This is a genomic window from Mesocryomonas fontinalis, from assembly GCF_055730125.2.
This window is the reverse complement of the sequence record NZ_JBUZWG020000001.1, coordinates 1,055,828-1,081,421: the sequence shown is the minus strand read 5'-3', so window position 1 is coordinate 1,081,421 and position 25,594 is coordinate 1,055,828. Positions and strand designations below refer to the sequence as shown.

General features: G+C 68.0%; 25 protein-coding genes. 11 read left to right on the top strand and 14 right to left on the bottom strand.

The features are described 5' to 3' along the window. Nucleotides 1-68: 68 nt before the first annotated feature. Nucleotides 69-611, top strand: a complete 543-nt coding sequence (locus tag ACZL02_RS04955) for a gluconokinase (RefSeq protein WP_472939047.1) — start codon at nt 69-71, stop codon at nt 609-611. A 67-nt stretch (nt 612-678) separates the two neighbouring features. Here the strand turns inward: ACZL02_RS04955 and ACZL02_RS04950 are convergent, their stop codons facing one another. The 4 genes from ACZL02_RS04950 to adh all read right to left on the bottom strand — a co-directional run bounded on the left by ACZL02_RS04950 (nt 679) and on the right by adh (nt 4,848). After that, nucleotides 679-1,509 (bottom strand): aldo/keto reductase, encoded by an 831-nt coding sequence (locus ACZL02_RS04950; protein ID WP_472939046.1) that lies wholly within the window; start codon nt 1,507-1,509, stop codon nt 679-681. 129 nt (nt 1,510-1,638) lie between these two features. Continuing rightward, entirely contained in the window at nt 1,639-2,643 is a 1,005-nt protein-coding gene (rsgA, locus tag ACZL02_RS04945) for a ribosome small subunit-dependent GTPase A (RefSeq protein WP_472939115.1), read from the bottom strand. Nucleotides 2,644-2,868: 225 nt separating this feature from the next. Further along, complete coding sequence (locus tag ACZL02_RS04940) at nt 2,869-3,249, bottom strand: DUF779 domain-containing protein (RefSeq protein WP_472931749.1); 381 nt, start codon at nt 3,247-3,249, stop codon at nt 2,869-2,871. A 78-nt stretch (nt 3,250-3,327) separates the two neighbouring features. Next, entirely contained in the window at nt 3,328-4,848 is a 1,521-nt protein-coding gene (gene adh, locus ACZL02_RS04935) for an aldehyde dehydrogenase (protein ID WP_472939045.1), read from the bottom strand. A gap of 413 nt (nt 4,849-5,261) precedes the next feature. On the opposite strand from adh, the gene ACZL02_RS04930 reads away from it, so the two are divergent. Beyond that, entirely contained in the window at nt 5,262-5,561 is a 300-nt protein-coding gene (locus ACZL02_RS04930) for a hypothetical protein (protein WP_472939044.1), read from the top strand. Between the two features lie 103 nt (nt 5,562-5,664). Here ACZL02_RS04930 and ACZL02_RS04925 read toward each other — a convergent pair whose 3' ends face one another. Then, nucleotides 5,665-6,324, bottom strand: coding sequence for a DedA family protein (locus tag ACZL02_RS04925; protein ID WP_472939043.1), 660 nt, complete (start codon nt 6,322-6,324; stop codon nt 5,665-5,667). 269 nt (nt 6,325-6,593) lie between these two features. Beyond that, nucleotides 6,594-7,709 (bottom strand): acyltransferase family protein, encoded by a 1,116-nt coding sequence (locus ACZL02_RS04920; RefSeq protein ID WP_472939042.1) that lies wholly within the window; start codon nt 7,707-7,709, stop codon nt 6,594-6,596. A 232-nt stretch (nt 7,710-7,941) separates the two neighbouring features. On the opposite strand from ACZL02_RS04920, the gene ACZL02_RS04915 reads away from it, so the two are divergent. Then, complete coding sequence (locus tag ACZL02_RS04915) at nt 7,942-8,601, top strand: sulfite oxidase-like oxidoreductase (protein ID WP_472939041.1); 660 nt, start codon at nt 7,942-7,944, stop codon at nt 8,599-8,601. A 63-nt stretch (nt 8,602-8,664) separates the two neighbouring features. Here the strand turns inward: ACZL02_RS04915 and solA are convergent, their stop codons facing one another. After that, the gene (gene solA / locus ACZL02_RS04910; RefSeq protein WP_472939040.1) at nt 8,665-9,849 is read right to left on the bottom strand and encodes an N-methyl-L-tryptophan oxidase; all 1,185 of its coding nucleotides are present in this window, start codon (nt 9,847-9,849) and stop codon (nt 8,665-8,667) included. Between the two features lie 307 nt (nt 9,850-10,156). Between solA and ACZL02_RS04905 the strand changes: the two genes are divergently transcribed. Beyond that, entirely contained in the window at nt 10,157-11,206 is a 1,050-nt protein-coding gene (locus ACZL02_RS04905; RefSeq protein WP_472939039.1) for an LLM class flavin-dependent oxidoreductase, read from the top strand. On the opposite strand, the gene ACZL02_RS04900 is transcribed toward ACZL02_RS04905, so the two are convergent. Then, entirely contained in the window at nt 11,193-12,182 is a 990-nt protein-coding gene (locus ACZL02_RS04900; protein WP_472939038.1) for a LysR family transcriptional regulator, read from the bottom strand. The genes ACZL02_RS04905 and ACZL02_RS04900 overlap by 14 nt on opposite strands. A 95-nt stretch (nt 12,183-12,277) precedes the next feature. On the opposite strand from ACZL02_RS04900, the gene ACZL02_RS04895 reads away from it, so the two are divergent. The 3 genes from ACZL02_RS04895 to ACZL02_RS04885 all read left to right on the top strand — a co-directional run bounded on the left by ACZL02_RS04895 (nt 12,278) and on the right by ACZL02_RS04885 (nt 15,049). Further along, nucleotides 12,278-12,892, top strand: coding sequence for an FMN-dependent NADH-azoreductase (locus ACZL02_RS04895; protein WP_472939037.1), 615 nt, complete (start codon nt 12,278-12,280; stop codon nt 12,890-12,892). A 550-nt stretch (nt 12,893-13,442) separates the two neighbouring features. After that, nucleotides 13,443-14,378, top strand: a complete 936-nt coding sequence (locus ACZL02_RS04890) for a phytanoyl-CoA dioxygenase family protein (RefSeq protein ID WP_472939036.1) — start codon at nt 13,443-13,445, stop codon at nt 14,376-14,378. After that, nucleotides 14,375-15,049, top strand: a complete 675-nt coding sequence (locus tag ACZL02_RS04885) for a DUF1028 domain-containing protein (RefSeq protein WP_472939035.1) — start codon at nt 14,375-14,377, stop codon at nt 15,047-15,049. The genes ACZL02_RS04890 and ACZL02_RS04885 overlap by 4 nt, the downstream gene beginning before the upstream one ends. 26 nt (nt 15,050-15,075) lie before the next feature. Here the strand turns inward: ACZL02_RS04885 and ACZL02_RS04880 are convergent, their stop codons facing one another. Both ACZL02_RS04880 and argE read right to left on the bottom strand, forming a co-directional pair. Next, entirely contained in the window at nt 15,076-15,819 is a 744-nt protein-coding gene (locus ACZL02_RS04880; protein ID WP_472939034.1) for a carboxylesterase family protein, read from the bottom strand. A 166-nt stretch (nt 15,820-15,985) separates the two neighbouring features. Beyond that, a complete protein-coding gene (argE, locus tag ACZL02_RS04875) occupies nt 15,986-17,146 on the bottom strand; it encodes an acetylornithine deacetylase (RefSeq protein ID WP_472939033.1) in 1,161 nt (386 codons plus the stop codon). Nucleotides 17,147-17,484: 338 nt separating this feature from the next. Between argE and ACZL02_RS04870 the strand changes: the two genes are divergently transcribed. From ACZL02_RS04870 to ACZL02_RS04855, 4 genes are all read left to right on the top strand, one after another. Continuing rightward, nucleotides 17,485-18,621, top strand: a complete 1,137-nt coding sequence (locus ACZL02_RS04870) for an ABC transporter ATP-binding protein (RefSeq protein WP_472939032.1) — start codon at nt 17,485-17,487, stop codon at nt 18,619-18,621. Nucleotides 18,622-18,771: 150 nt separating this feature from the next. After that, complete coding sequence (locus tag ACZL02_RS04865) at nt 18,772-19,854, top strand: ABC transporter substrate-binding protein (protein WP_472939031.1); 1,083 nt, start codon at nt 18,772-18,774, stop codon at nt 19,852-19,854. 102 nt (nt 19,855-19,956) lie between these two features. After that, nucleotides 19,957-21,249, top strand: coding sequence for an ABC transporter permease (locus ACZL02_RS04860; RefSeq protein WP_472939030.1), 1,293 nt, complete (start codon nt 19,957-19,959; stop codon nt 21,247-21,249). A gap of 11 nt (nt 21,250-21,260) precedes the next feature. Next, on the top strand, nt 21,261-22,172 hold the full coding sequence (locus tag ACZL02_RS04855) for an ABC transporter permease (protein ID WP_472939028.1): 912 nt from the start codon (nt 21,261-21,263) through the stop codon (nt 22,170-22,172). A gap of 317 nt (nt 22,173-22,489) precedes the next feature. Here the strand turns inward: ACZL02_RS04855 and ACZL02_RS04850 are convergent, their stop codons facing one another. The 4 genes from ACZL02_RS04850 to hemP are packed head-to-tail and all read right to left on the bottom strand — an operon-like array spanning nt 22,490 to nt 25,470. Then, a complete protein-coding gene (locus tag ACZL02_RS04850; protein ID WP_472939027.1) occupies nt 22,490-23,311 on the bottom strand; it encodes a heme ABC transporter ATP-binding protein in 822 nt (273 codons plus the stop codon). A 7-nt stretch (nt 23,312-23,318) separates the two neighbouring features. Continuing rightward, nucleotides 23,319-24,398, bottom strand: coding sequence for a FecCD family ABC transporter permease (locus ACZL02_RS04845; protein WP_472939026.1), 1,080 nt, complete (start codon nt 24,396-24,398; stop codon nt 23,319-23,321). Between the two features lie 5 nt (nt 24,399-24,403). Then, the gene (locus ACZL02_RS04840) at nt 24,404-25,270 is read right to left on the bottom strand and encodes a heme/hemin ABC transporter substrate-binding protein (protein ID WP_472939025.1); all 867 of its coding nucleotides are present in this window, start codon (nt 25,268-25,270) and stop codon (nt 24,404-24,406) included. An 8-nt stretch (nt 25,271-25,278) separates the two neighbouring features. Continuing rightward, entirely contained in the window at nt 25,279-25,470 is a 192-nt protein-coding gene (gene hemP / locus ACZL02_RS04835; protein WP_472939024.1) for a hemin uptake protein HemP, read from the bottom strand. Between the last annotated feature and the right edge of the window lie 124 nt (nt 25,471-25,594).

Sequence of the window (25,594 nt, the reverse complement as noted above, 5' to 3'; positions counted from 1 at the left end):
GGAGGAACCCAAATGCGCATGATGTTCCGATCGCCGGCTTCCCGCGCGGCGTTGCCAGAGCCTATCCAATGAGCAACACTTCCGGTCCGGCGAGGCCCCTGCCGGTGGTCGTGGTGATGGGCGTGTCGGGCACCGGCAAGTCGACGCTCGGCCTTGCGATCAAGGACCGCTACGGCTTCACCTTCCTCGATGCCGACGATTTCCACCCGCCGGAGAACGTCGCCAAGATGCGCGCCGGCATTCCCCTGACCGATGCGGAGCGCTGGCCCTGGCTCGACCGGCTGGCCGAGCGCCTCGCACAGTCCGCAGCGACGGGCGAGGCAACGGTGCTGGCCTGCTCGGCGCTGAAGGAGAGCTACCGCCGGAAGCTCGCCGACGCGTGTCCCGGCCTGCTCTTCGCGTTCCTCGACGGGAGCCGCGAGGTCATCGCGGCGCGGCTGGCGCAGCGCAAGGGCCACTACATGCCGAGCTCCCTCCTCGACAGCCAGCTGGCGACGCTCGAAGTGCCCTCACCCTCCAGCGAGAACGTCATCACCCTCGACTGCCGCGAGCCGCCCGCGGTCCTCGCGGACCTGGTCGGGCAGCGGCTGGAACTGACGGCGCGTGACTAGCACCGCCGCGCGCCGGGAGCTTTCGGACACCGTAAGCTCCACAAAGGCGCGGCGCTCCCCACCGGGGCTAGAGCATCTCCAGCGGCACCGCCTTGCGCGGCGGCGGAAAGGCGGCGTCGAGATGCTCGAGGTCGTCCGGTGAGAGCGCGAGATCGCGGGCGCGGGCATTGTCCTCGACATGCGCCGGCGTGCTGGCCTTCGGGATAGCGATGAGGTTTTGCCGCCGCAGCAGCCAGGCTAGGGCGACCTGCGCCGGCGTCGCCTCCAGCCGTGCGGCGACCTCCCCCAGCCCCTTGTGCCGGATCAGCCGACCTTGTTCGACCGGGCTATAGGCCATGACCGGGATCGACCGGCTGTCGAGCCAGGGCAGCAGGTCGAATTCCGGCCCCCGGCGCGTGAGATTGTAGAGGATCTGGTCGGTGGCGCAGTCGCCGCCGCCAGCGTCCACGAGCTCGGCCATGTCGTCGCCGTCGAGATTGCTGACGCCCCAGTGGCGGATCTTGCCGGCCGCCTGCAGCGCCTTCATCGCCGCCACCGTCTCGGCCAGCGGCACGCCGCCGCGCCAGTGCAGGAGGTAGAGATCGATGCGGTCGGTACCGAGGCGCTTCAGGCTGCGGTCGCACGCCTCGGGCAACCGGTCGCGCGAGGCGTTCTGCGGATAGGCCTTGGTGACGAGGAATATCTCGTCGCGCCGCGGCCCCACCGCCTCGCGCACCAGTTCCTCCGAGGCGCCATCGCCGTACATCTCGGCCGTGTCGATCAGCGTCATGCCGAGGTCGATACCGCGGCGCAGGGCGGCGATCTCGTCGGCCCGGCGTCCCGCGCTTTCGCCCATCATCCAGGTCCCTTGCCCGAGGGCCGGGACCGTTTCGCCGCCGGGCAGCGTCACCTGTTGCATGTCCGTGTCTCCTCGTTCACCGCCGACCATTCGGGAGAGCCGACCGTTCGGGAGAGGAGGTAGGCGACATCGGCGGTTTCGGAAGGGCGGGCTGGCGGTGCGCGCGGCGGCGGGCGGATGAACGGCGGGTCAGCGCTTCTTGACGTAGCCCGCGCCCTTGTTGCCGCGCGGACCGGTCTGCACCTTGGTATTGCCGCGGTTCTCGTCCTGCAGCTTGCGCCAGCGCGCCAGGCGATCCGGGTCGAGCGTGCCGGCCTCGACCGCCGCCCGCACGGCACAGCCCGGCTCGTGCGCATGGGTGCAGTCGCGGAAGCGGCAGAGCGGCGCGAGTTCGGTGATCTCGGCAAACAGCGTGTCGATGCCCTCGGCGGCGTCGCTGACATGCAGCGTGCGCATGCCCGGCGTGTCGATCACCCAGCCCCCGCCGGCGATGGCATGCAGCGAGCGCGAGGTCGTGGTGTGCCGCCCCTTGGCGTCGCTCTCGCGCACGCCGCCGGTCAGCTGCGCCTCGGCCGGCTCGAGACCCGCGAGCGAATTGACCAGCGTCGACTTGCCGACGCCGGAGGAGCCGACCAGCGCAACCGTTCGCCCCGGTCCGCACCAGGGCGCCAGCGCCGCGCCGGCGTCGTCGGCGCGCGGGTTGACGATCAGCACCGGCAAATCACGCTGCAGGGCTGTCGCCTGGTCGAAATAGGATTGAGGATCCTCGGCCATGTCGGCCTTGGTCAGGAGGATCACCGGATCCGTGCCGGCCTGGTTAGCCAGCGCCAGATAGCGCTCGAGCCGCGCCGGATTGAAATCCGCATTGCAGGAGGTGACGATGAACAGCGTGTCGACGTTGGCGGCAGCAAGCTGCGGGCTGACGACGCCCTCGATGCGGCGCGACAGGACGCTCAGCCGGCCGAGCCGGCGGTGCAGCTGGTCCGTCCGCGGATCGGCAAGCACCCAGTCGCCCACGGCGAAATCGCCGGTCTGGGTATTGGCAGGCAGCACCAGCCGCGTAGGGCCAGACTGCGAGATCGCGGTCAGGCGGGAGCGGTGGACGGTGGCGATCCGGCGGGGCTCGAAACCCGCCTCCTCCGCCGTCACCTGCTCGGCGTAGAAATTCGACCAGCCGAGCGCCGGCAGCGTCATCGTCGGGGCGCCATCGCTGGAAGGGTTCAAGAGAGGCTCAAGGGCAAGTCGCCTTCAGGAGAGGGAGCGGCGGGTGGACCAGGGTCGCGCCACCCTCGGTGCGGAGTGTCGCGGCCTTCCACGAATGCTGCGGACGCCGCGGTCTATAGGGTGGTCGGGCCGCGCTTGGCAACAGCCGGACAGGCGCCCGCCCGAAGGGCACGGAAGAGCCCGGCGGGAGAACGCTCAGCCGCCCCGCGCGGGCGGACCGGCAGCGTCGAGCTCGGCATTCTCTGCGTCGGTGAACAGCCGCGAGCGCGTCAGGAAGCGCACGCCCTCCGGCGCCTCCAGCGAGAAGCCCGAACCGCGGCCGGGCACGATGTCGATGATGAGAGCGGTATGCTTCCAGTAGTCGAACTGCGCGGCCCCCATGAAGAAGTCGCAGCCGTCGATCTCGCCGAGCAGCACGTCCTGACCGCCGGTCCGGAAATCGCCTTTCGGGTAGCACATCGGTGCAGAGCCGTCGCAGCAGCCGCCGGACTGGTGGAAGATCAGCGGCCCGTGCGCGGCCTGCAGCTGGCGGACCATGGCGCTCGCCGCCTCGGTGATGGTGACACGCTCGACCATTCTCGTCTCCTTTCAAACCGGCATCGGCGGTGGGATCGCTCCCGCCGCCGATGCTTTTGTGCCGTACGCCGGGCTGCTTCAGAAGAAGCCGAGCGCCTTCGGCGAGTAGCTGACCAGCATGTTCTTGGTCTGCTGGTAGTGGTCGAGCATCATCTTGTGGTTCTCGCGGCCGATGCCGGACTGCTTGTAGCCACCGAAGGCCGCGTGCGCGGGATAGGCATGGTAGCAGTTGGTCCAGACGCGGCCGGCCTGGATGCCGCGGCCGAACCGGTAGGCGCGCGTGCCGTTGCGGGTCCAGACGCCGGCGCCGAGGCCGTAGAGCGTGTCGTTGGCGATCGCCATCGCATCCGCATCGTCCTTGAACTTCGTCACGGACACCACCGGGCCGAAGATCTCCTCCTGGAAGACGCGCATCTTGTTGTGGCCGGCGAAGATCGTCGGCTCGACGTAGTAACCGCCCGACAGCTCACCCTCGAGGTTGGCACGGTGGCCACCGGTGAGCACCTCGGCGCCCTCCTGGCGGCCGATGTCGAAGTAGGAGAGGATCTTCTCCAGCTGGTCGTTCGAGGCCTGGGCGCCGATCATGGTCGAGGGATCCAGCGGATGGCCCTGCTTGATCGCCTTCACCCGGGCAACCGCCCGCTCCATGAACTTGTCGTAGATCGACTCATGCACCAGCGCGCGGCTGGGGCAGGTGCAGACTTCGCCTTGGTTCAGCGCGAACATCGCAAAACCCTCGAGCGCCTTGTCGAAGAAGTCGTCATCCTCGTCCATCACGTCGGCGAAGAAGATGTTCGGCGACTTGCCGCCGAGCTCCAGCGTCATCGGGATGAGGTTTTCCGAGGCGTACTGCATGATCAGGCGGCCCGTCGTCGTCTCGCCGGTGAAGGCGATCTTGGCGATGCGGGTCGACTGTGCCAGCGGCTTGCCGGCCTCGACGCCAAAGCCGTTGACGACGTTGACCACGCCCTCGGGGATGATGTCGCCGAGGATTTCCATCAGCACGAGGATCGCGAGCGGGGTCTGCTCGGCAGGCTTCAGGACGATGCAGTTGCCGGCGGCGAGCGCCGGGGCGAGCTTCCAGATCGCCATCAGCAACGGGAAGTTCCACGGGATGATCTGGCCGACGACGCCCAGCGGCTCGTGGAAATGGTAGGCGACGGTATCCTTGTCGATCTCGGAGATGCCGCCCTCCTGCGCCCGGATCGCGCCGGCGAAATAGCGGAAATGGTCGACCGCCAGCGGCAGATCGGCATGCGTCGTCTCGCGGATCGGCTTGCCGTTGTCGAGCGTCTCGACCATGGCGAGGAGGTCGAGGTTTTCCTCGATCCGGTCGGCGATGCGGTTCAGCATGCGCGAGCGCTCGGCGACCGAGGTCGACCCCCAGGCGTCCTTCGCCTTGTGCGCGGCGTCGAGCGCCAGCTCGATATCGGCGGCGCTGGAGCGCGCGACCTTGCAGAGGAGCTTGCCGGTGACAGGGCTCGGATTGTCGAAGTAGCGCCCGTCGGAGGGCGCGACCCACTTGCCGCCGATGAAGTTGTCGTACTGCTCGCGGATCAGGACCTTCTTGGAGACCTGGTCGAGTGCCTGCTGGAACATTCTATCCTCCCGGGATCGTTGCGCCTTGCGCACGCCGCCATCCTGCGGCGGGTGTTCAGGCCGTTGCCCCTCGCCCTTCACGGGTCATATGGCGCCTACGGCGAAGGTGGAGAAGGCAGCACACGACGGCCGCTGCTGACTGCAGTTCGACGTCCGGAACGGCCTTCCCCGATGGCCGGAGATTGCGCGGATTGGAGGCCATCGTCAACGGCCTATCGATGGGCGGCTTCGTCGCGGGGCGGGCCGCCTCGGGACCCTGTGGAATTGGGCGCCGCCGGCCAAGGCGGCGCGGCCCTATCGGGATGAAGGCGCTTGTTCGGGTCGATCCGCATCCCTATCTCGGTCAGGACCCTGTCCGGGCCCCTCTGGCGAGCCTCCGCTCGTGATGTCGGACACCTTCCCGGATGGAAACCATGGAAGCCTTCTTCGTCGCCTTGATCTCGTTCTTTCTCATCGATCCGCTGCGGGCGGAGATGGGTGAGCGTTTCGGCAACCTGTCGCCCGCGACGGTCTCCGGCATCTCCCGCTGCGTCACCGGCGCGACCCCGGTGCTGATCCGTCAGGCCGGCGAGGATCCCTGGTGGGCGGCGACGAACGTCGTCGGCATCTGGAGCGGCATGACCCCGCCCGAGGAGATCCTCACCCGGGCAACCCCGGAATGCGCCACCGCCATCGCCGCCGCGCGCGGTGTTTCGGACGAGCCGCAAAGCTGAGCCGCGCGTGCAGCGCCGGCCCGCGCTTCTCATACTGAAGTGACCGCGCCCGGCGCTTGATATTGGGGCGGGCTGCGGCTCGGCCCTGTTCAGCGGCCTGGCTTCAGACGACCGGCGGCATCTTGATCACCCGCACCCGGCCCGGCCGGCGGGTATTGAGGCGGCGGGTGCCGAAGTAGGTGCCGACGGCGGTCGCCAGCAGGATCAGGCCGATCAGGCCGAGGATGTGCATCTCGGTCAGACCGTCGAACTCCATCATGCCGCGGCCCGCGAGCCAGCCCGGCGCGAGCATCACCGGCGCCCAGACGCAGGCCGACAGGACGTTGGCGATCTGGAAGCGTTTCTGCTCCATCGCCATCATCCCCGCGACCAGCGGAACGGTCGAGCGGATCGGGCCGAGGAAGCGGCCGATGAAGACCGAGGCGAAGCCGTATTTGCGGAAGAACAGCCGGGTCTTGGCGACGGAATGGCGATAGCGGTTGAGCGGCCATTTGTGGACGATGCTGGGTCCGAGCCAACGGCCGAGGAAGTAGGAGACGATGTCGCCGAGGACAGCACCGACGACGGCGCCGAGGAGCACCGGAACGGGCGTAACGACGCCGGCCCCGAGCAGTCCGCCGATGACGACCATGACCGCTGTCGCCGGAATCAGCAGCCCGACGATCACCAGGGATTCTCCGAAGGAAATCAGCCCGACGATGGGACCCGCCCACATCTGGTTGTCTTTCAGGAGCTGCGTCAGATCGGCGAAAAATGCTTCCATCGTCAGGCCTTAGCATCCGCGATTTGAAAAATCCCTAAACTTGTCGCGAGGGTGGTCCGTCCGGCGGCTGCAGTACCGGATTTTCACCGGTACCGTCACCATGGCGCAACGTTACCCTTGCTCTGTAGAGGGCGTGTGACGGCCAGCGCTCGCAATGCTTTGCGCCCACAGCGCTCTGCGCCCTCAATGCTTTGCGCCTGCAACACCCTGCGCTTGACGCGCTCCGCTCCCGAGGTGGGAGGCGATGGCCTACCGCCCGGCCGGCCCGTTCACGCCGAGGACGCGCCGGAGGCCGATGACCGCCCCATGATCGGCCTCTCCTGCGCGAGACGGGCCCAGGCCGGCCGCTCGAACAGGAAGGTCCAGCCGAGCCGCCGGCTGGCGTGCCAGATCAGCAGCGGCACCAGCACCGATGCGACGGTGGTGATCAGCGAGACGAGACCGATGTCGGAAATGATCCCGGTCTTCAGCAGTGCCGTGCGGACCACCGCCATCGGCAGGAAGAAGGCGAGATAGACGACGATCGAATGCTCGCCGAGAAAGCGCAGTGCCGGCCCGGCATGCGGCACTCCGACGAGCAGCGTCGCAAACACGATCACCGCCAGAGCCCCGGCGACGCCGAGCGCCAGCGAGATGCCGGGCGCCGCGCTCCAGCCGGACAGAACCGCTGACAGTTCGACTACGCCCCAGATCAACAGCGCGATCAGGGCAGCCTTCTTGTGCGTGCCGGACCACTCTGCCACCGCAAAGATCTGGCCGGCCAGAGCGTAGCCGGCATAAAAGTAGACGAACCGCTCGCAGAACTCGTCGATCGCGACATGCCCAGTGCTGATCGGAGCGATTTCGAGGATCGCGCCGGCGAGCAGCATCAACGGCACCGGCACGTTGCGCGCCAGCCTGACGACAACGGCAAAGACCGGCAACATCCAGATGAACCAGAGGGTGCCGAACGGCTCGACGAAGATCGCCAGCAGATAGGCCTGGAGCATGGCGCCGACGCCCTCCTCCATGGCCATGCCCGGCCCCTTGAAGGCGAACTGGATGGTCAGCCACAGCAGGTAGAAATAGAGGAAATGCACGACGCGCCGGTCGAGGAAGCTGCGCCAGTCGCGGTCGATCACCCGGGACAGGAAGAGGCCGGAAATCAGGAAGAAGTCCGGCATGCGGAAAGGCCGGGCGAACTCGACCACCGCGCCCATCCAGCTCGTCTCGCCCACCGCCTTCTCGACGCCGAGCGTCGAGTGCATCATCACCACCATGATGATGCAGAAGCCCTTCGCGACGTCGACCCAGTCGAAGCGCTTCCCCGGCGGGGACGCCGTGGCGTCGTCCGCCGCCGTGGCAGGCGCAGAGTTCGGCGGCGTGGCATGCGAGATCTGTTCCATGCCGTCTCCTTTCATGCCGTTTTCCGGAGCAACACTGGCTCTGAGAGCTGCGGCGACCGGGACGCGGCAGGGCCCCGCGCCACCCTAGCGTCAACGCCCGCGGTGCGGCGAGAATTGTCGCGGGATGGCTAAGGACGCAGGCGGCGTCCGCGTCGCCGCGCATTGCCGATGGACACCGGCGGTGCCATCTGCCGCTATTGGCTGACGAACGGCGCGAGAACGAGGACCCGGCATGGTGGACGAAAGCGAAAGCCCAGAGAGCAAGCTCACCCGCAGCAAGAAGCGCTGGGCCGAGGAGGGCCGCTTTCTCACCGGCCGGCACGCCCGGCCCGAGACCGAGCGCCTGCCGCCGGGCCAGCACCTCGTCACCAACTGGCCGGTGCTCGACCTCGGCATCCAGCCGGAGATCGCGACCGAGGAATGGTCGCTGACCATCGACGGCGCCGTCGAGCGGCCGCTTCGCTGGAACTGGACCGACTTCACCGACCAGGATCAGAGCGAAAGCGTCTCCGACATCCACTGCGTGACGACCTGGTCGCGCTACGACAACCACTGGCGGGGGGTGACGACGCAGGACCTTCTTGCCGCCGTGGGGCCGACGCCCGAGGCCGCCTTCGTCACGCTGAAATCGGATGACGGCTACACCACCAATCTGACGCTGGCCGACTTCGCCGCCGAGGGCGCGCTGCTGGCGCAGGCCTGGGAGGGGCAGCCGCTGACTGCGGCGCATGGCGGTCCTGCGCGGCTCATCGTGCCGCATCTCTATCTCTGGAAGAGCGCCAAATGGCTGAAGCGCATCACGTTCCAGACCGAGGAGCATCTCGGTTACTGGGAGGTTCGCGGCTATCACCGCCGCGGCGATCCTTGGAACGAGGAGCGCTATTCGGACTGAGGCGCGGCCCGACCCCCCGGGTCTACGGCATGCTGGCGTGCGCAATGGCGCCCGCATCCAGCGTTAAGGCATCGGCTCAACGGACCGGGAAACTGATTCCGCCTTCGCCTGTAACGCCTTGAAAGAGAACATGTCGATCGGCAGCGCCGTGGCGCCGTTCTCAGCCAGATCGGCAAGGATTTCGCCGATGACGCTGGCGAACTTGAAGCCGTGGCCCGAGCAAGGCGACGCGACGATGATGCGGGCATCGCCCGGCGCTGTATCGATGAGGAAGTCCTCGCCCGGCAGCATGGTGTAGCGGCAGACGACGGCATCGAGCCGGCGACCCGCAACCTGCGGGAGGCGCCTCGCGATGAAGCCGTCGGTTACGGCAAGGTCCGCATCCCCAATCGGCGGGTTCGGCTCATCGGGATCGATCGGCTCGAACAGGTGCGCGTGCTTGCCGACCTTGACGCCGGCAGCGCCGAGCGCCGGAAAGCCGAAGAACGATCCGCCCTCGCCCTCGTCCCGGATGAAGCAAGGCATTGCCGCCAGCGGTCCCGCCATCGCCGCGTCACGCGGGCCATACCAGGCCACCACCTGGCGGATGGGGGTGGCATAGGCCTTGAGTGCCGGCACGAGTTCGGCGATCCACGGCCCGGTGGCGACGACGACCTTGCCCACCCGGACCCGCGAATGTGCGGAAACCACCGTCACGCCGCCGTCGTCCGGCTCGATCGCGGTCACCCGCTCGCCGAGCCGCAGCAGCGCGCCGTGCGCCGCCGCCAATTTCAGGTGCGCCATGACGGCAACCTCGGGACGGAGGTAGCCGCCTTGCGGGTCGAGCACCGCGACGTCGCCTGCATCGAGCGTGAACATCGGATAGCGGGCCGCCATCGCCGCCTTGTCCAGCACCTCGTGCGGCAGTTCGTGCAAGGCGCAGGCTTTCAGCGTGCCGGAGACGATCTGGCTGTCCGGCTGGCCCATCTGCAGAACGCCGTTGATCTCCAGCACCGGCGCCCCGGTCTCCGCGGCGAGGCGCTGCCAGTTGGCGTAGGCGCGTTTCAGCAGCGGGACATAGGCCTCGCCTTCGAAGTAGCCGAGGCGGATGATGCGGCTGTCGCCATGCGAGGAGCCTTGCGCATGCGCCGGAAAGTTCGCCTCGAACCCGACGGTGCGCAGGCCGCGCCTGGCGAGATGGGCGATCGCCGCACTGCCCATGGCGCCGAGGCCGATCACCGCGACGTCGAAATCCAGCGGCGCAGTCATCGGCGGCACGGCGAAAAGCGGGGGATGGCGATCGAGGACATGATGGCTCCGTCATAAAGCGCAGCAGCGTTCGCCGCGGTGCGCAGAGGCTTCCTCACGGCGGCCGGCGGGTGCGCTGCGACCGGCGTAGCCGGAGACGCGCCGGCGGACAAGGCATCGGCCGACCCTTGCGGCGCGTGTTTTGGCTGATCGGGGATGCTTCGCGATGCGAACCGGTGACGGTGCGTCGCGGCTTGGCAGCCCATCGAGGCGATCACATCTCCGGCCGATGGGCTATCATTCCGCCTGAAGCTCGAAAGGATGCAGTATGGAACTCGGTCTCAGCTCGTTCGCGGAAACCACACCCGATCCGGTCACCTCAGTCGTCGCCAGCCACGGGCAGCGGCTGCGCGAAGTGGTGGAGGAGATCGTCCTCGCCGACTCGATCGGTCTCGACGTCTACGGTCTCGGCGAGCATCACCGACCGGACTACGCCTCGTCGGCCCCGGAACTCGTGCTGGCCGCCGCCGCGACGCGGACGACGCGCATCCGGCTTACCAGCGCCGTGACGGTGCTCTCCTCGGCCGATCCGGTCCGGGTGTTCCAGAACTTCGCGACGCTCGACGGGCTGTCCAACGGGCGCGCCGAGGTCATGGCCGGGCGCGGCTCGTTCATCGAATCCTTTCCGCTGTTCGGGCAGAACCTCGATGACTACGACGACCTCTATTCGGAAAACCTCGAACTCCTGCTCGCCATCCGCGAGCGCGAGGTGGTGTCCTGGCGCGGCGGTCACCGTCCGGCCATCGTTGAGCGGGGCGTCTACCCGCGCCCGGTTCAGCACCCCCTGCCCGTCTGGATCGCCAGCGGCGGCAACGCGCCTTCGGCGGCGCGGGCGGGTGCGCTCGGCCTGCCGCTGGCGCTCGCCATCATCGGCGGCAGCCCGGCGCAGTTCGCGCCGCTGGTACGGCTCTATCGCGAGGCCGGAGCGCGCGCCGGGCACGATCCGCAGAGCCTGAAAGTCGCCGTCCACTCGCACGGCTTCGTTGCCGACACATCGGCGCGGGCCGCGGAACTGTTCTTCCCGTCGACGGCGATCGCGATGAACAAGATCGGCCGCGAGCGCGGCTGGGCGCCCTACTCCCGCGCCGGCTTCGACAATGCCCGCAGCCCCAACGGCGCGCTGTTTGCCGGCAGCCCGGCCGAGGTCGTCGCCAAGATCCTCCTTCTGCGCGAGAACCTCGGCATCGACCGCTTCCTCCTGCACACGCCGGTCGGCAGCATGCCGCACGCCGAAGTGCTGGAGACCATCCGGCTTTACGGCACCGAGGTCGCCCCAGCAGTGCGGGCAGTGGTGCGGGCGACGGTCAAGGCGGCGTAAGCTCCGCTGCCGCATCGCTGGCCCCCGCAGAGCCTTCGCAGATCTCCTGACGTTTCGCCCAGCAGGGATCCCAGGTCGGCACCGGGCCGAAATGGGCGGCGAGAAAGTCGACCAGCGCCCGGACCCGGGCCGTCATCGAACGCCCGGGCGGCATCACCGCGTAGACGCCGACTTCCTCGGGCGACCAGTCGGTGATCAGCGGGACCAGGCTGCCGTCGGCGAGCGCGGGGGAGACGATGAAGGTCGGCAGCAAGGCGACGCCGAGCCCCGCCCGCGCCATCTCGCGCAGCGCCTCGCCGTTGTTCGCCCGAATCCGGCCGGTGACGCGCGCGCTCTCGGCGGCGTTGCCACGGCGAAAGTGCCACTCCGTCGAACGTGCCGTGTTGGTGTAGACCATCAGATCGTGATCGCTGAGATCGCGCGGGCGCTGCGGCGTTCCGCGGGCGGCGAGATAGGCGGGACTGGCCACCGGCACGGCTGCGACCGGTGCGAGCTTGCGGGCGATCAGGCTGGAGTCCGGCAACTTGCCGATCCGCACCGCCATGTCGAACGGCTCTGTGAGGAGGTCGACGCGCCGATCGTCGAGCGCGAGGTCGAGGTCAACTCGCGGATGCCGCTTCAGAAAGATCGCCAGTGCCGGCGCCAAATGGTCGACGCCGAAGCTGATCGGCGCGGCGATACGAATCGTGCCGGCGATCTCGGCGGTCGCCGCCGCCACTGCCTCGTGCGCGGCTTCGAGGTCGCCGAAGATCACCGAGACCCGTCGGTGATAGTCGCTGCCGATATCGGTCGGCGTGGTGCCCTTGGCACCGCGGATCAGCAGCGTCGCGCCAAGCTGCCGCTCGAGATTGGCCACCCGCCGCGACACGATCGACTTCGAAACCCCGAGTTGCTCGCCCGCGCGGGCAAACCCGCCGGTCTCGACCACGGCCGAGAAGGCCTGGACGTCGAGGAAGTCGACCGAAGAGCGTTCCATTTACAGCAACACCGAAGCAGGAAAATGACGGCTTTCGGAAACGTATCCCGCTGGATATCTGTAGCCCATCGAAGCAGGATCCAGAAGGCACGACCATGAGCATTCTCGTCATCAAGAGCAGCGCGAACGGGCCAAGCTCGGTTTCCGGCAAGCTCGTCGACCAGCTGGTCGCCCGCCTCGCTGCCGCCAAGCCGGGCGTTGCCGTGATCGAGCGCGACCTCGACGCCGCGCCGGTGCCGCATGTCCAGTCCTCGACGCTCGGCAGCATCGGCCGGGCCGCGCCGAAGGAAGGCGCCGATCCGATCCGCGACCTCGCCAATACGATGATCGCCGAGGTGCACGCGGCCGACATCATCGTGATGGGCGTGCCAATGTACAATTTCGGCATCCCCTCGACGCTGAAGGCCTGGTTCGACCATGTGCTGCGGGCCGGTGAGACCTTCGCCTACACCGCCGAGGGGCCGAAGGGCCTCGTCGCGTCGAAGCCTGTCGTGGTCATCGAGACCCGCGGCGGCGCCTACACCGGCACCCCAATGGAAATCTTCGATAACCAGGAGCCGCACCTGCGCGGCATGCTGGGCTTCATCGGGCTTCGCGACGTCGACTTCGTCCGCGTCGAGAAGCAGGGCATGGGCCCGGACAATGCCGAGCCGCAGATCGCCGCGGCCGCCGCGTGGATCGCCGGCTTCGACCCCGCCAAGGCCGCCTGAACCGGACGCAGGCAACCGGTCAGTTGTGGAGCCTTGGGCGCGGCGGGACCCTCCGGCCGCGCCCTTCATCTGTTCGCGATCAGCGCCGATTGTCCTTGGCCCGGCTCCGCCACGTGCTAGACTCGGCGCAGCGGAAACTGATCGCGGCAGGCCCGGCGCACCGGAGACCGTGTCGTTCTCATCCGCCGCCATCAACGCCGGGCCTGTGGCCCGGCCAGACACTTACGGAGAGCGGACGATGAAAGAGAGCAAGGGCAAGTCGAAGAAGCCGGCGCCGCCAAAGCAGAACGCCGCCGCGCCGAGCCAGAAGATGGCCGGTGCCGCGCCGCCGAAGCCGAAGAAGTAGCGGCAGCGCGGGCCGGGCCCGCCGGCCAGGACAAGGCGGGCGCCGGCTTTTCGGCGACCGCCCCCGCCGGGGCGCCGGCATCGGAAAAGCCGAGGCGCGACATCGCAATCGCATGCTTTCCCCGGCTCCCGATCCCGGCGAGACTTTTCCGGCGCGCCTTTCCCGGGATATTCGTCCCGGCGGGGCGGGCTCAGGAGAGACGCCGTGACCCTCGCCCCCATGCCCCTCGCCCAGATGCCCCTCACACCCATGCCCCTCACCCCCGTGGTCCTCACCGAAGACCAGATCGCCGCCTTCCACCGCGACGGCGTGCTGACCGTCGAGAATGCCGTGACCCCCGGGGAACTCGCGGCACTGCGCGCCGACTTCTCCGCCTGGGTCGAGGAGAGCCGGGCCGAGACCGCGCCCTATGGCCAAGGGCTGGATGGCCGCGCCCGCTTCGACATGGAGCCGGGACACTCGGCCGAGGCGCCGGCGCTCCGCCGCATCAACGCGCCGACCGAGATCTCGAAGGCCTATTTCGACGTGATGTCGGGAAGCCGGATGACCGCGATGGTCGCCGCCTTGATCGGGCCCGACGTCAAGCACCACCACAACAAGATCAACTCCAAGCTGCCCGGCGCCAAGACCAGCGTCAGCTGGCACCAGGATTTCCCGTTCACGCCGCACACCAATGACGACCTGATCACCGCCCTCCTGATGGTCGACGAGGTGACCGAGGAGAACGGCCCGCTGGAGGTCGTGCCGGGCACCCACAAGGGCGAGATCCACAGCCTCTGGCACGACGGCGTCTTCACCGGCGCGATGGACGGCGGCGTCGCCGGCGAGATGCAGGCCGCGGCGGTGAAGTGCTTCGGGCCGGCCGGCTCGGTCTGCCTGATGCACACCCGCCTGGCGCACGGCTCGGCACCGAACCTCTCGGACGCGCCGCGCACCCTTTTCATCACCGTCTACTCCGCCGCCGACGCGATGCCCTGCTGCCCCAACCCGGTGCCGAACGCGCATGAGGGACTGATCGTCGCCGGAACCGACCCGAAGAGCGTGCGCGCGACGCCCTACGAGATGCAGGTGCCGGAATTCCCGAAAGGCGCGTCCTTTTTCAGCCAGCAGGCGCGGGCAACGACGGGCAGAGCCGCATGACGTTCTCGATCGTGGCGCGCTGCGCGGAAACCGGCATGTTCGGCGTTGCCGTCGCCTCTTCCTCGCCCGCGGTCGCGGCGCGCTGCGCCTATGCGGCGGCCGGCATTGGGGCGGTCGCGAGCCAGAACGTCACCGATCCCCGCCTAGGCCAGCAGGCGCTGGAGCTGATGGCACGGGGCGCCTCGGCAGCCGAGACCGTCGCCATCCTCGAGCGCGTGGCGCCCCATCCGGACTATCGCCAGGTGCTGGCGGTCGACGCCGCGGGAGGGGCCGCGATCTTCTCCGGCGCCAAGGCGCTCGGCGTGTTTGCCGAGGCGCTCGGCCCGAACGTCGCCTGCGCCGGCAATCTTCTGGCCGACGCCGGCGTCCCGGCGGCGATGGTGGCAAGCTTTGCCGGCTCCTCCGGCCCGCTCGGCGACCGGTTGATCGCGGCCCTCCAGGCAGCACTCGCCGCCGGTGGCGAGGCCGGCCCGGTCCGCTCGGCCGGCCTGAAGCTGGTGCGCGACGTCGCCTGGCCGGTCGCCGACCTTCGCTGCGACTGGAGCGAGACCTGCCCCGTCGCCGAACTGGACACGCTCTGGCGCCTCTACGCCCCGCAGCTCGACGCCTACGTCACCCGCGCGATCGATCCACGCGAGGCCCCGAGCTACGGCGTGCCGGGCGACCGATAGGGCCGCGCCTCGGCAGCGACCGCCTGCTACTGCGCGGGCGCGGCCGGGACGACCTCCAGCCGCTGCTTCAGCAGCCAGTCCCACAGCGCCTGATCGTTCAGCGCCTCGGCCTCGACCGCCTCATGGCTGACGCCCTCGAACACCGTCAGGCGCGCATCGCGCTTCAAGGCCTTCAGCCGCTCGTAGAGGATGACCGAGTCCGACAGCGGGATGATCTCGTCTTCCGATCCGTGGAACACCCAGAACGCCGCCTTCTCATTGGTCCGGTTGAGATAGTGGCGATTGCCGCCGCCGGCGATCGGGACGACGGCCGCGAAGGTTTCGGGATACTGCTCGGCCATCGCCCAGGCGCCGAAGCCGCCGCGGCTGTAGCCGACGACGTAGATCCGGCTGCGGTCGACGCGGTACTTCGAGATCACCTCGTCCAGCGCAGCCTTCACCTTCTCGATCGGGTAGAGAAGTTCCTCACTCGGATTCTGCGGCGAGAAGACTATGAACGGCAACGCCTTGCCGGCGTCGATCATCCTCGGCAGTCCGCTGGCCCTCACCTTCTCGATATCGCTGCCGCCCTGGTCGCCACCATGCAGCCAGACCACCAATGGATAGCTCTTGCCGGAGGTCTCGTAGTCTTGAGGCGTGGACAGAAGGTATTTCAGGTCGTTGACGATGGGCGCTTCGGCAGTATGCGGCTTCTGATCGGCCAGGGCCGAGACCGGATTCGAGATGGCGACCGCGCCGAGCGCGGCCAGCGAAAACAGGCATCGCAGCATGATTGATCCTCCCTTTGACGATACGAAGGATCGGACGGCACATGGCGATACCGCCGGCATCATCCGGCGCTGCCGAGCCGTCGTCCGCTGCTTGGTAACCCGGCGAGAAGGTTCGTAACAAGAAATATCAGGCTGACTGTGCATTCCGCCATGCGCCGGATCTTTCCTAAACCCCCGCCGCCAGCCGCTCGATCAGCCCATCCATCATCGCGTCGCAACGGGCGAGCTGGTCTTCGGTCACGAACTCGTCGGGGCGGTGGCCTTGCGCCATCGAACCGGGGCCACAGACGACGATGGGGATGCCGGCGGTCTCGGAAAACAGCCCGCCCTCGGTGCCGAAGGCCACCTTGATGGTGCGGTTGGTGCCGGTCAGCGACTGGACGAACGCGACGACCGCCGCGTTGCGCGCGGTGTCGAGGCCCGGGTAGCCGCCGGTGGTGGCGATCTCGATGCGGGCATCGGGATCGGCGGTGGTGGCGACGATGCGGCGTGCCTCTTCTTCCAGCTGCCGGATCATCGTTCTCGGGTCGTCGCTCGCAAGATGGCGGATCTCGAAATCGACCTCGGCGTAGTTCGGCACGATGTTCGGGCTGGTGCCGCCGCTGATCCGGGCGACATGCAGCGTCGTGTAGGCGACGTCGTAGTCGTCGTCCTTGGTGCCGTGGGCGGCGACGTCGGCCTGCAGCGCGCGGACCGCGCCGACGAAATCCGTGGCCAGGTGCAGCGCGTTCAGCGCCATCGGCGCCAGCGCCGAATGGCCTTCGCGTCCATGGCAGCAGGCGCGGTAGAAGCCCTTGCCCTTGTGGCCGGTGGCGACGACCATGTTGGTGGGCTCGCCGACGATGCCCATCAGCGGCTTCACCGGCGCGCTCGCCAGCATCTCGATGAGATCGCTGACGCCGATGCAGCCGATCTCCTCGTCGTAGGAGAGGGCGAGATGCAAGGGCGTGACGAGATCGCGCCCGGCGGCGCGCAGCGCGGCGGCGACGGCAGAGGCGACGAAACCCTTCATGTCGGCGGTCCCGCGGCCGAACAGCCGCCCGTCTCGGCGCGTCAACTGGAAGGGATCGACGCTCCAGTCCTGGCCCTCGACCGGCACGACGTCGGTGTGACCGGACAGCATGACGCCCGGAACGCCCCGCGGGCCGATGGTGGCGAACAGATTGGCACGGGTACCGCTCTCATGCGGAATGATGTCGATCTCGGCACCGGCCGCCGCGAGCAGGCCGCCGACATAGTCCAACAGCGGCATATTGGGGGTACGCGACAGGGTCGGGAAGGCGATGAGCCGATCCAGAATGTCGAGGGTCGTCGTGGGGCGCTGCATGCGAAATTGTGTCCTCTGCTGTGTATCATCCGGAATACGACATTTCCGACCGGCTTTGCGTCGCTCCAGCACTGCCCTTCCGGAATGACGGCGTGGCAGGCATTCGTCACGCTTTGTGACGAACCCCTCTAACGCTCAGTAAACCTTGCCAAATTTCCGATGCTACGCCCATGAAATCAGCAATCCTGCATTAGAATTAGGCATCAATTTTTTTGATGACGAACTGTGCGAAAAATGAATGAATCCGGTTGACCGCAGCGCAACGAGGACGTTGACTGAGGCATCAACGGCTGCCGATACCCCCGGCGGCCGACCGGAACAAGAGGCCAGATCACCGCATGAATGGCTCGGCATCTGCATTGAAAACCTCCTCGGGGCTGGGCGATCGGGCTTCGTCGGTTCGCTTCCAGAACGTCCAGAAGAGCTATGACGGCGAGGTCCTCGTCGTGAAGAACCTCAACCTCGACATCGCGTCAGGCGAGTTCCTCACCATGCTCGGCCCCTCGGGCTCGGGCAAGACCACGGCCTTGATGATGCTGGCGGGCTTCGAGCCCGCGACGCACGGCGAGATCTACCTCAACGGCCAGCCGATCAACAATGTGCCGCCGCACAAGCGGGGCATCGGCATGGTGTTCCAGAATTACGCGCTGTTCCCGCACATGTCGGTCGCCGAAAACCTCGCCTTCCCGCTGAACGTGCGCAAGATGGGCCGCGCCGAAGTCGAGAGCCGAGTGCGGAAAGTGCTCGCCATGGTCAAGATGGAGCAGTTCGGCAACCGTCGGCCGGCACAGCTGTCCGGCGGCCAGCAGCAGCGCATCGCGGTGGCCCGCGCGCTCGTCTTCGAGCCGGAACTGGTGCTGATGGACGAGCCGCTCGGCGCGCTCGACAAGCAGCTGCGCGAGCAGATGCAGTACGAGATCAAGCACATCCACGAGAACCTCGGCGTCACCGTCGTCTACGTCACGCACGACCAGACCGAGGCGCTGACGATGTCAGACCGGATCGCCGTGTTCAACGACGGCGTGATCCAGCAGCTCTCGACGCCGAACGCGCTCTACGAGGCGCCGCAGAACTCCTTCGTCGCCCAGTTCATCGGCGAGAACAACCGTCTGCACGGCACCGTCAGCCGCATCAGCGGCGATACCGCCGAGGTCCGGCTCGACAGCGGCGAGGTGGTGCGGGCGCGCGACGTCAATTCCGGCGGGCTGAAATCGGCGACGACGATCTCGCTCCGGCCAGAGCGGGTCGCGTTCGACCCGGCAGAGGGTAGCGTCGACAACGTCCTCGAGGGCCGCATCGAGGAGTTGATCTACCTAGGCGACCACATCCGCGTGCGCATGACCATCGCCGGCAATTCCGACTTCGTCGTCAAGCTGCGCAACGAGTCGGGCGGGCCCGCCATCGGCGCCGGCCGGACCGCGCGCGTCGGCTGGAAGTCGGCCGACTGTCACGCGCTCGACCGCATGGCCGGCTGAGCCAGAGCCTTTTATCAGCGTCTCCAGGGGCGCCCGTCTTATCGGCGTCTCCAGGGACGCCCGTCTTATCGGCGTCTCCAGGGGCGGCCGTCATCCTTTCGAGACCAACGGCCCGGCGGTGATCGCGGGCTTCAAATGGGGAAGTGCACCATGCGTTTCATGACTTGGATGGCGTCGACGAGCATCGCTGTCGGGCTTCTCACCACGGCCGCGACCGCCGGCGAGATCACCGTGGTGTCCTGGGGCGGCGACTACGCCAAGAGCCAGGACGAGGCCTATTTCAAGCCATGGATGGCGGCCACCGGCAACAAGGTGAACTCGGTCGACGCGGACAATCCGAAGACGCCGATCAAGGCCCAGGTCGAGGCCAAGAATGTCAGCATCGACGTCGCCGACGTCGAGTTCTCCGATGCCGTGCGCTACTGCGACGAGGGCCTGCTCGAGCCGCTGGATACCAAGACGCTGCCCGCCGGCGTCGACGGCACCGCGGCCGACAAGGATTTCATCGAGGGTGCGCTCGGCGACTGCTCGGTCGCCAACATCGTGTTCTCCACGATCTTCGCCTACGACACCTCGAAGTTCACCGGCGAGACGCCGACCACCATGGCCGACTTCTTCGACGTGAAGAAGTTCCCCGGCAAGCGCGGCATGCGCAAGGATCCGAAGGCCAACCTCGAGATGGCGCTGATGGCCGACGGCGTGCCGGCGGCCGAGGTCTACGAGATGCTCGACACCAAGGAAGGCGTCGACCGCGCCTTCAAGAAGCTCGACCAGATCAAGGGTAACGTCGTCTGGTGGGACGCCGGGAGCCAGGCCCCGCAGCTGCTGGCGGACGGCGAGGTGGCGATGACCACCGCCTATAACGGCCGGATCTTCGGCGCCCAGATCAAGGAGAACAAGCCGTTCGCCATCGTCTGGGACGGCCAGATCCTCGACATGGACTTTTTCGTCATCCCGAAGGGCGCCCCGAACAAGGACCTCGCCTGGGACTTCATCAAGTTCGCCACCGGCTCCAAGCCATTGGCAGATCAGGCGGCCTGGATTTCCTACGGCCCGGCCCGCAAATCCTCCGGACCCCTGGTCGGCAAGTTCAACGACGGCAAGACCGACATGGGCCCGCACATGCCGACCGCCGAAGCGAACATGGGCAATGCCCTCGTCAACAGCTTCGAGTTCTGGGCCGACCACAACGACGACATGCAGGCCCGCTTCGCCACCTGGCTCGCCAGCTGATCTGAGACCAGCGGCGGCGGGGTCCTGCCCCGCCGCCTTCGCATCACCGGGATGGACCATCTGGCAGACAGGCGGGCCTCCAGCGAAGAAGGCGCAAAGCCCATGAGCGACATGCTCCTCGATGCCCGCACCGCCTCGGCCCGTGCCGCGCCGCGCGCCGCCATCGTGTCCGCCGACGGCACGCCGCTGAAGCAGGCGCTGCTGCGGGCGACCCGCCGCGCCCGGTGGCGCGCCTTCGCCTTCGTCGCGCCGCTCGGCCTGTTCATCCTCCTGACCTTCGCCTTTCCCATCGGGCAGATGCTCTGGCTCAGCATCTGGAACCCGACCTTCAGCGATGCCATGCCGCGGACGACCGCCTACTTCAGCGCCAATGCTGGTCTCGGCGTTCCCGGCGAACCCGGCTTCGAGGCGCTGGCGCTCGACATCAAGGATGCCCAGGCGGACCGGACGCTTGGCCAGGTCGGCACCCGCATCAACTATTCCATGCCCGGCGCCAATTCGCTGTTCAAGAAGACCGCCCGCGGCGTCGCCAAGCTCGAGGCTGCCCCCTACAAGGAGGCCCTCGTCGCCATCGACAAGGACTGGTCCGATCCCGCGATGTGGGATGCGATGCGCCGCGCCTCTTCCTCGATCACCGGCGACTTCTACCTCGCCGCCGTCGACCTCACCCGCGACGCGACCGGCAGCATCGTTTCCATGCCGGCCGAGCAGAGCATCTACGTCATGCTGTTCATCCGCACGCTCTGGCTGTCGGCGGTGATCGCCGCGATCTGCCTGGTGCTCGGCTTCCCCGTCGCCTACCTCCTCGCCACGCTGCCGATGCGCACCTCCAACCTCCTGATGGTGCTGGTGCTGCTGCCGTTCTGGACGGCGCTGCTGGTGCGCACCACCGCCTGGCTGGTGCTGCTGCAGGGACAGGGCGTCCTCAACAACATCATGGTGGCGCTCGGCATCCTCTCCGACGATGGCCGGATCGAGATGATCTACAACCGCACCGGCACGATCATCGCGATGGTGCACATCCTCCTGCCGTTCATGATCCTGCCGCTCTACTCCGTGATGAAGACGATCAAGCCGCATTACATGCGCGCCGCGATCTCGATGGGCGCGACGCCGGCTCTGGCCTTCCGCAAGGTCTACATCCCGCAGACGGTCCCGGGCATCGGCGCCGGTACGCTGCTCGTCTTCATCCTGGCCATCGGCTACTACATCACGCCCGCCCTCGTCGGCGGCGCATCGGGCCAGCTGATCTCCAACACCATCGCCTTCCACATGCTGTCGTCGCTGAACTGGTCGCTGGCGGCAGCGCTCGGCGCGATCCTGCTGGCCGGCGTGATGCTGCTCTACTGGCTCTACGACCGCCTCGTCGGCATCGACAACATGAAGCTCGGCTGAGGAGACGGACCATGGCGCTGCCGATCTACGCGACCCCGCTCGACCGCGTGACCTACTACGGTTTCCGCATCTTCTGCGGGCTGGTCTTCCTGTTCCTGATCGCCCCGATCCTGATCATCATCCCGCTCTCTTTCAACGCCGAGCCCTACTTCACCTACACCAAGGCGATGCTGACGCTCGATCCCGCAGCGTTCTCGCTGCGCTGGTACGACCGGCTGCTGACCTTCGGCATGGCCAATCCCGACGCCCCCCGCGACGTGGCCTGGTGGTGGGACGTCTGGAACAATGCGCAGTGGGTGCACGCGGCGAAGAACTCGATCCTCATCGGCGTATCCTCGACCATCCTCGCCACCGTCCTCGGCACCATCGCGGCGCTCGGCCTGTCGAAGAAGGAGATGCCGTTCCGCAAGCTGATCATGGCGCTGCTGATATCGCCGATGATCGTGCCGCTGATCATCACCGCCACCGGGCTCTTCTTCTTCTATTCGGCGACCGGCCTCGCCCACACCTATATCGGCATCGTCATGGCGCATGCGACGCTGGGCATCCCCTTCGTCATCATCACCGTGACCGCGACGCTCGTCGGCTTCGACCATTCGCTGACCCGCGCCGCCGCCAATCTCGGCGCACCGCCCTCGACGATCTTCTTCAAGGTGATGCTGCCGCTGATCACCCCCGGCGTCATCTCCGGCGCGCTGTTCGCCTTCGTCACCTCGTTCGACGAGGTGGTGGTGGTGCTGTTCGTCGGCAGCTTCGACCAGCAGACCATCCCGCGGCAGATGTGGAACGGCATCCGCGAGCAGATCTCGCCCTCGATCCTCGCCGCCGCGACGATCCTCGTCCTCTTCTCCATCGCCCTCCTCACCGCCGTCGAACTGCTGCGCCGCCGCTCCGAGCGCCTGCGGGGCGTGACGCCAACCTAGTCAACCGGTCGCGGATCCGTCGGGTTCGCTTAGCCTCGACAGGGCCCGGGCGTCGTCGCTCGCCTACGGGACAAACGCGGATGTTTGAAATTTCGTCATCCTCGCGCGCAGTGCGGGGACCCATGCCAAGGCGCAGAACGCCGTTGCGACGGTGGAAGCAGTCCGCCCCAGACGAAAGCGAGCGACGGCGAAAATGTCCCGGCATGGGTCCGCGGAATGCGGCCGAGGATGACGACCGTCGGGGTTTGCGTCCCGCTCACGCGATGCCCAACAATTTTATCGCAGGCAGGGTCACTGACGACCCGGATGCGACGCCCTTATCCGCACATGCCAAACCCCGGCCGCGCTCCTACGGCGAGGCACTGCGGCAGGATGAACGGCACGCCGGCAGCCGGCGGCTGGCCGACGCGCAGCCGGATCCCGAATACCGCCTCGAGCAGGTCGTCCTCCAGGACATCCGACGGCGTCCCCTCGGCGACGATCCGCCCGGCCTGCATCACCAGCATCCGGTCGGCGAAACCCGCGGCAAGGTTGAGGTCGTGCAGGATGGCGAAGACGGCGCCGCCGGCATCGGCGAAACCGCGGGCGATCTCCAGCACGGCGATCTGATGGCGGATGTCGAGGCTCGATGTCGGCTCGTCGAGGAACAGCGTTCTCGCGACCCCCTCCGCCACCGGCGCGCCGATCTGGCAGAGCACCCGGGCGAGGTGCACGCGCTGCTGTTCGCCGCCGGATAGCGCCTGAAAGCGCCGCGCGCCGAAACCGCCAAGCTCGACTTGCTCCAGCGCCGCAATCGGCGCACGGCGCCGCTGCTCCGGTGTCAGTCCGGACCGCCCGTCGAGGCCGAGGCGCACCACTTCGAGCACGGTGAAGGGAAAGGCGAGGCCGGAGCTCTGCGGCAACACCGCCCGCTCCCGCGCGAGCGCCGGCGGAGCCAGATCCGACAACTTCTGGCCGCGCAGCGTCACGCGGCCGCAGTCGGGCGTCAGCTCGCCGGTCATCACCCGCATCAGCGTCGACTTGCCGGCGCCGTTCGGGCCGACGGCGACGGTGAGTTCGCCCGGCCGCACCCGCGTGCTGACACCGGAGAGGATGTTACGCGATCCCAGCCGGACCGAGATGTCGTCGAGCACGAGCATGGACGCCTCAGAGGTCGAGCGTGCTGCGGCGGCGCAGCAGCATCCAGAGGAAGAACGGCGCGCCGATCGCCGCCGTGATGATGCCGATCGGCAGCTCGGCCGGCGCGGCGATGGTACGGGCGACCATGTCCGCCGCGATCAGGAGAATCGCGCCGAGGAGCCCCGACGCCGGCAGCAGCGCCCGGTGTTCGGCACCGATGACGAGCCGCAGGAGGTGCGGCACGACGATGCCGACGAAGCCGATGACGCCGGTGGTCGCCACCGCCGCGCCGGTCGCCGCGGCGACGAGGAAGATGGCGAGGTTCTTCAGCCGCTGGACGGATATGCCGAGATGGAAGGCCTCGGCCTCGCCCAGCACCAGCGCGTTCAGCCCGCGCCCGAGCATCGGTGACGCGAGGATCACCGCCAGCATGACCGGCCCGCTCGCCGCGAGCTTGGCCCAGGTCGCGCCGCCGAGCCCGCCGAGGCTCCAGAACGTGATGTCGCGCAGCTGCTGGTCGTCGCTGGTGTAGACGAGAAGCCCCATCAGCGCGCCGGACAGGGCGCCGAGGGCGATGCCGGCGAGCAGCATGGTCGCCACCGAGGTGCGGCCGTCGCGCGTGGCGATGCGGTAGAGCACGGCTGTCGTCGCGAGCCCGCCGAGGAAGGCGGCAAGCGGCAGCGCAAAGCTGCCGAGCCCGGCACCTGCCACAACACTTCCGCCGAGAACGATCATGGCGACGGCAGCCAGCGCCGCGCCGGCGGACACGCCGACGAGGCCAGGGTCGGCGAGCGGATTGCGGAACAGGCCCTGCATGACCGCGCCGGCCACCGCGAGCGCCGCCCCGACGAGACCGCCGAGGAGGATGCGGGGCATCCGGATCTGCCAGACGATGATGTGGTCGCCGCCGAAGCGGGCCAATCCGTCGGCGCCCCCGAGGAGGATCGCCAACACGCGGGCGGGAGCCAGTGCCGCCGGGCCGACGCCGAGCGAGAGCACGCCGCAGGCGAGCAGCGCCACCGCGAGACCCGCGATGACAAGGGCGGCCTTCAGCGAGCGATCGCCCTCGCGCGCGGCCGCCGTGGCCAGCTGCAACCTTGAAGCCATGGCGCTCATGGCCGGGACAGCGCCAGGCCGGGGTAAAGCTTGCCGGCCAGTTCGCGCGCGGCGGCCGGGGTGCGTGGGCCGAAGCCGAGGAGGTAGAGCGCGTCCATGGTGATCACTGCCTTGTTGCGGCCGGCCGGCGTCTCGGCCAGGGCCGGCAGCGCGACGGCGGCGCTCGCATCGTGTGCCGCGCCGCCGCGGTCCATCATCAGCACGACATCCGGCTGCAGCGCGGCGGCGGCTTCCCAGGACAACGCCTTGTAGCCTTGCATGTCCGCCAGCACGTTGTCGGCGCCGGCCAGCCCGATCATGCTGTCGGCCGCGGTGCCCGTGCCGGCCGCCATCGGGCGGCCATCGGCCAGCGACAGGATGAACAGCACGCGTTGCCGCCGGCCGATCCCGGCGAGATCGGTCTCGAGTTTTGCAAGATCCGCCGCCATCGTCGCGGCAAGCTTTTCACCCTCGGTGCCGCGCCCGACGGCGGCGGCGACCGTCCGCACCTTTTCCGCCAGCGCCCCGGCATCGTGCCCAGCCGGCACGTGCACCACCGGCACCCCCGCCCCGTCGATCAACGCGACGGCATCGGCCGGCCCGGCGCCCACCTCCATCAGGATCATGTCCGGCGAGAGCGACAGCACGCCCTCGGCCGACAGTGCCCGGATGTAGCCGACATTCGGATGCGCCTTCGCCTCCGGCGGATAGAGGCTGGTCGTGTCGACCGCGGCGATCCGCCCGCCTTCGCCGAGCGCATAGAGGATCTCGGTGACGGCGCCGCCGACCGAGACAATGCGCTGCGGCTCAGCTGCGCCGGCGGGCAGAGCGAGGACGGCCAGAAGGGCTGCAATCCCGGGAAGCCGGGTCTGGAACGGGATCATCGGGGGCCTCATTTGGTCAGGATCAGCTTGCCGGCGCGGGTGACGCGCAGGCGGTAGAGCTCGCCGGCGTGGACGATGCCGATTTCCCGCGCCGCGCCGAACAGGTCCGACGCCTGGAAGTGACGAAACGGCAGCGGCAGTTGAGCGGTGTCGCTGGACGCGAACAGAGATGGGTCGGTCGGGGTATCGGCAGCATTCATGGAAATACGATCAGCTTTAGAATGGTTCAATTCTGGAATGATTCAAACAACTTAGATGTATCCAGTTATTTGTTGACTCACATATTCATCTTTGGGTAGGAGCGTCAACCAGAGGTCAGCCAGC

What these genes read in the sequence shown, in the direction of transcription:
- rsgA (WP_472939115.1), bottom strand. Translation starts at nt 2,643, where the DNA reads ATGACGCTGCCGGCGCTCGGCTGGTCGAATTTCTACGCCGAGCAGGTG.
- ACZL02_RS04870 (WP_472939032.1), top strand. Translation starts at nt 17,485, where the DNA reads ATGAATGGCTCGGCATCTGCATTGAAAACCTCCTCGGGGCTGGGCGAT.
- ACZL02_RS04860 (WP_472939030.1), top strand. Translation starts at nt 19,957, where the DNA reads ATGAGCGACATGCTCCTCGATGCCCGCACCGCCTCGGCCCGTGCCGCG.
- ACZL02_RS04850 (WP_472939027.1), bottom strand. Translation starts at nt 23,311, where the DNA reads ATGCTCGTGCTCGACGACATCTCGGTCCGGCTGGGATCGCGTAACATC.
- ACZL02_RS04855 (WP_472939028.1), top strand. Translation starts at nt 21,261, where the DNA reads ATGGCGCTGCCGATCTACGCGACCCCGCTCGACCGCGTGACCTACTAC.
- ACZL02_RS04900 (WP_472939038.1), bottom strand. Translation starts at nt 12,182, where the DNA reads ATGGAACGCTCTTCGGTCGACTTCCTCGACGTCCAGGCCTTCTCGGCC.
- adh (WP_472939045.1), bottom strand. Translation starts at nt 4,848, where the DNA reads ATGTTCCAGCAGGCACTCGACCAGGTCTCCAAGAAGGTCCTGATCCGC.
- ACZL02_RS04880 (WP_472939034.1), bottom strand. Translation starts at nt 15,819, where the DNA reads ATGCTGCGATGCCTGTTTTCGCTGGCCGCGCTCGGCGCGGTCGCCATC.
- ACZL02_RS04895 (WP_472939037.1), top strand. Translation starts at nt 12,278, where the DNA reads ATGAGCATTCTCGTCATCAAGAGCAGCGCGAACGGGCCAAGCTCGGTT.
- hemP (WP_472939024.1), bottom strand. Translation starts at nt 25,470, where the DNA reads ATGAATGCTGCCGATACCCCGACCGACCCATCTCTGTTCGCGTCCAGC.
- ACZL02_RS04950 (WP_472939046.1), bottom strand. Translation starts at nt 1,509, where the DNA reads ATGCAACAGGTGACGCTGCCCGGCGGCGAAACGGTCCCGGCCCTCGGG.
- ACZL02_RS04940 (WP_472931749.1), bottom strand. Translation starts at nt 3,249, where the DNA reads ATGGTCGAGCGTGTCACCATCACCGAGGCGGCGAGCGCCATGGTCCGC.
- ACZL02_RS04915 (WP_472939041.1), top strand. Translation starts at nt 7,942, where the DNA reads ATGGTGGACGAAAGCGAAAGCCCAGAGAGCAAGCTCACCCGCAGCAAG.
- ACZL02_RS04905 (WP_472939039.1), top strand. Translation starts at nt 10,157, where the DNA reads ATGGAACTCGGTCTCAGCTCGTTCGCGGAAACCACACCCGATCCGGTC.
- ACZL02_RS04865 (WP_472939031.1), top strand. Translation starts at nt 18,772, where the DNA reads ATGCGTTTCATGACTTGGATGGCGTCGACGAGCATCGCTGTCGGGCTT.
- ACZL02_RS04840 (WP_472939025.1), bottom strand. Translation starts at nt 25,270, where the DNA reads ATGATCCCGTTCCAGACCCGGCTTCCCGGGATTGCAGCCCTTCTGGCC.
- argE (WP_472939033.1), bottom strand. Translation starts at nt 17,146, where the DNA reads ATGCAGCGCCCCACGACGACCCTCGACATTCTGGATCGGCTCATCGCC.
- ACZL02_RS04930 (WP_472939044.1), top strand. Translation starts at nt 5,262, where the DNA reads ATGGAAGCCTTCTTCGTCGCCTTGATCTCGTTCTTTCTCATCGATCCG.
- ACZL02_RS04845 (WP_472939026.1), bottom strand. Translation starts at nt 24,398, where the DNA reads ATGGCTTCAAGGTTGCAGCTGGCCACGGCGGCCGCGCGCGAGGGCGAT.
- ACZL02_RS04920 (WP_472939042.1), bottom strand. Translation starts at nt 7,709, where the DNA reads ATGGAACAGATCTCGCATGCCACGCCGCCGAACTCTGCGCCTGCCACG.
- ACZL02_RS04925 (WP_472939043.1), bottom strand. Translation starts at nt 6,324, where the DNA reads ATGGAAGCATTTTTCGCCGATCTGACGCAGCTCCTGAAAGACAACCAG.
- ACZL02_RS04955 (WP_472939047.1), top strand. Translation starts at nt 69, where the DNA reads ATGAGCAACACTTCCGGTCCGGCGAGGCCCCTGCCGGTGGTCGTGGTG.
- solA (WP_472939040.1), bottom strand. Translation starts at nt 9,849, where the DNA reads ATGACTGCGCCGCTGGATTTCGACGTCGCGGTGATCGGCCTCGGCGCC.
- ACZL02_RS04885 (WP_472939035.1), top strand. Translation starts at nt 14,375, where the DNA reads ATGACGTTCTCGATCGTGGCGCGCTGCGCGGAAACCGGCATGTTCGGC.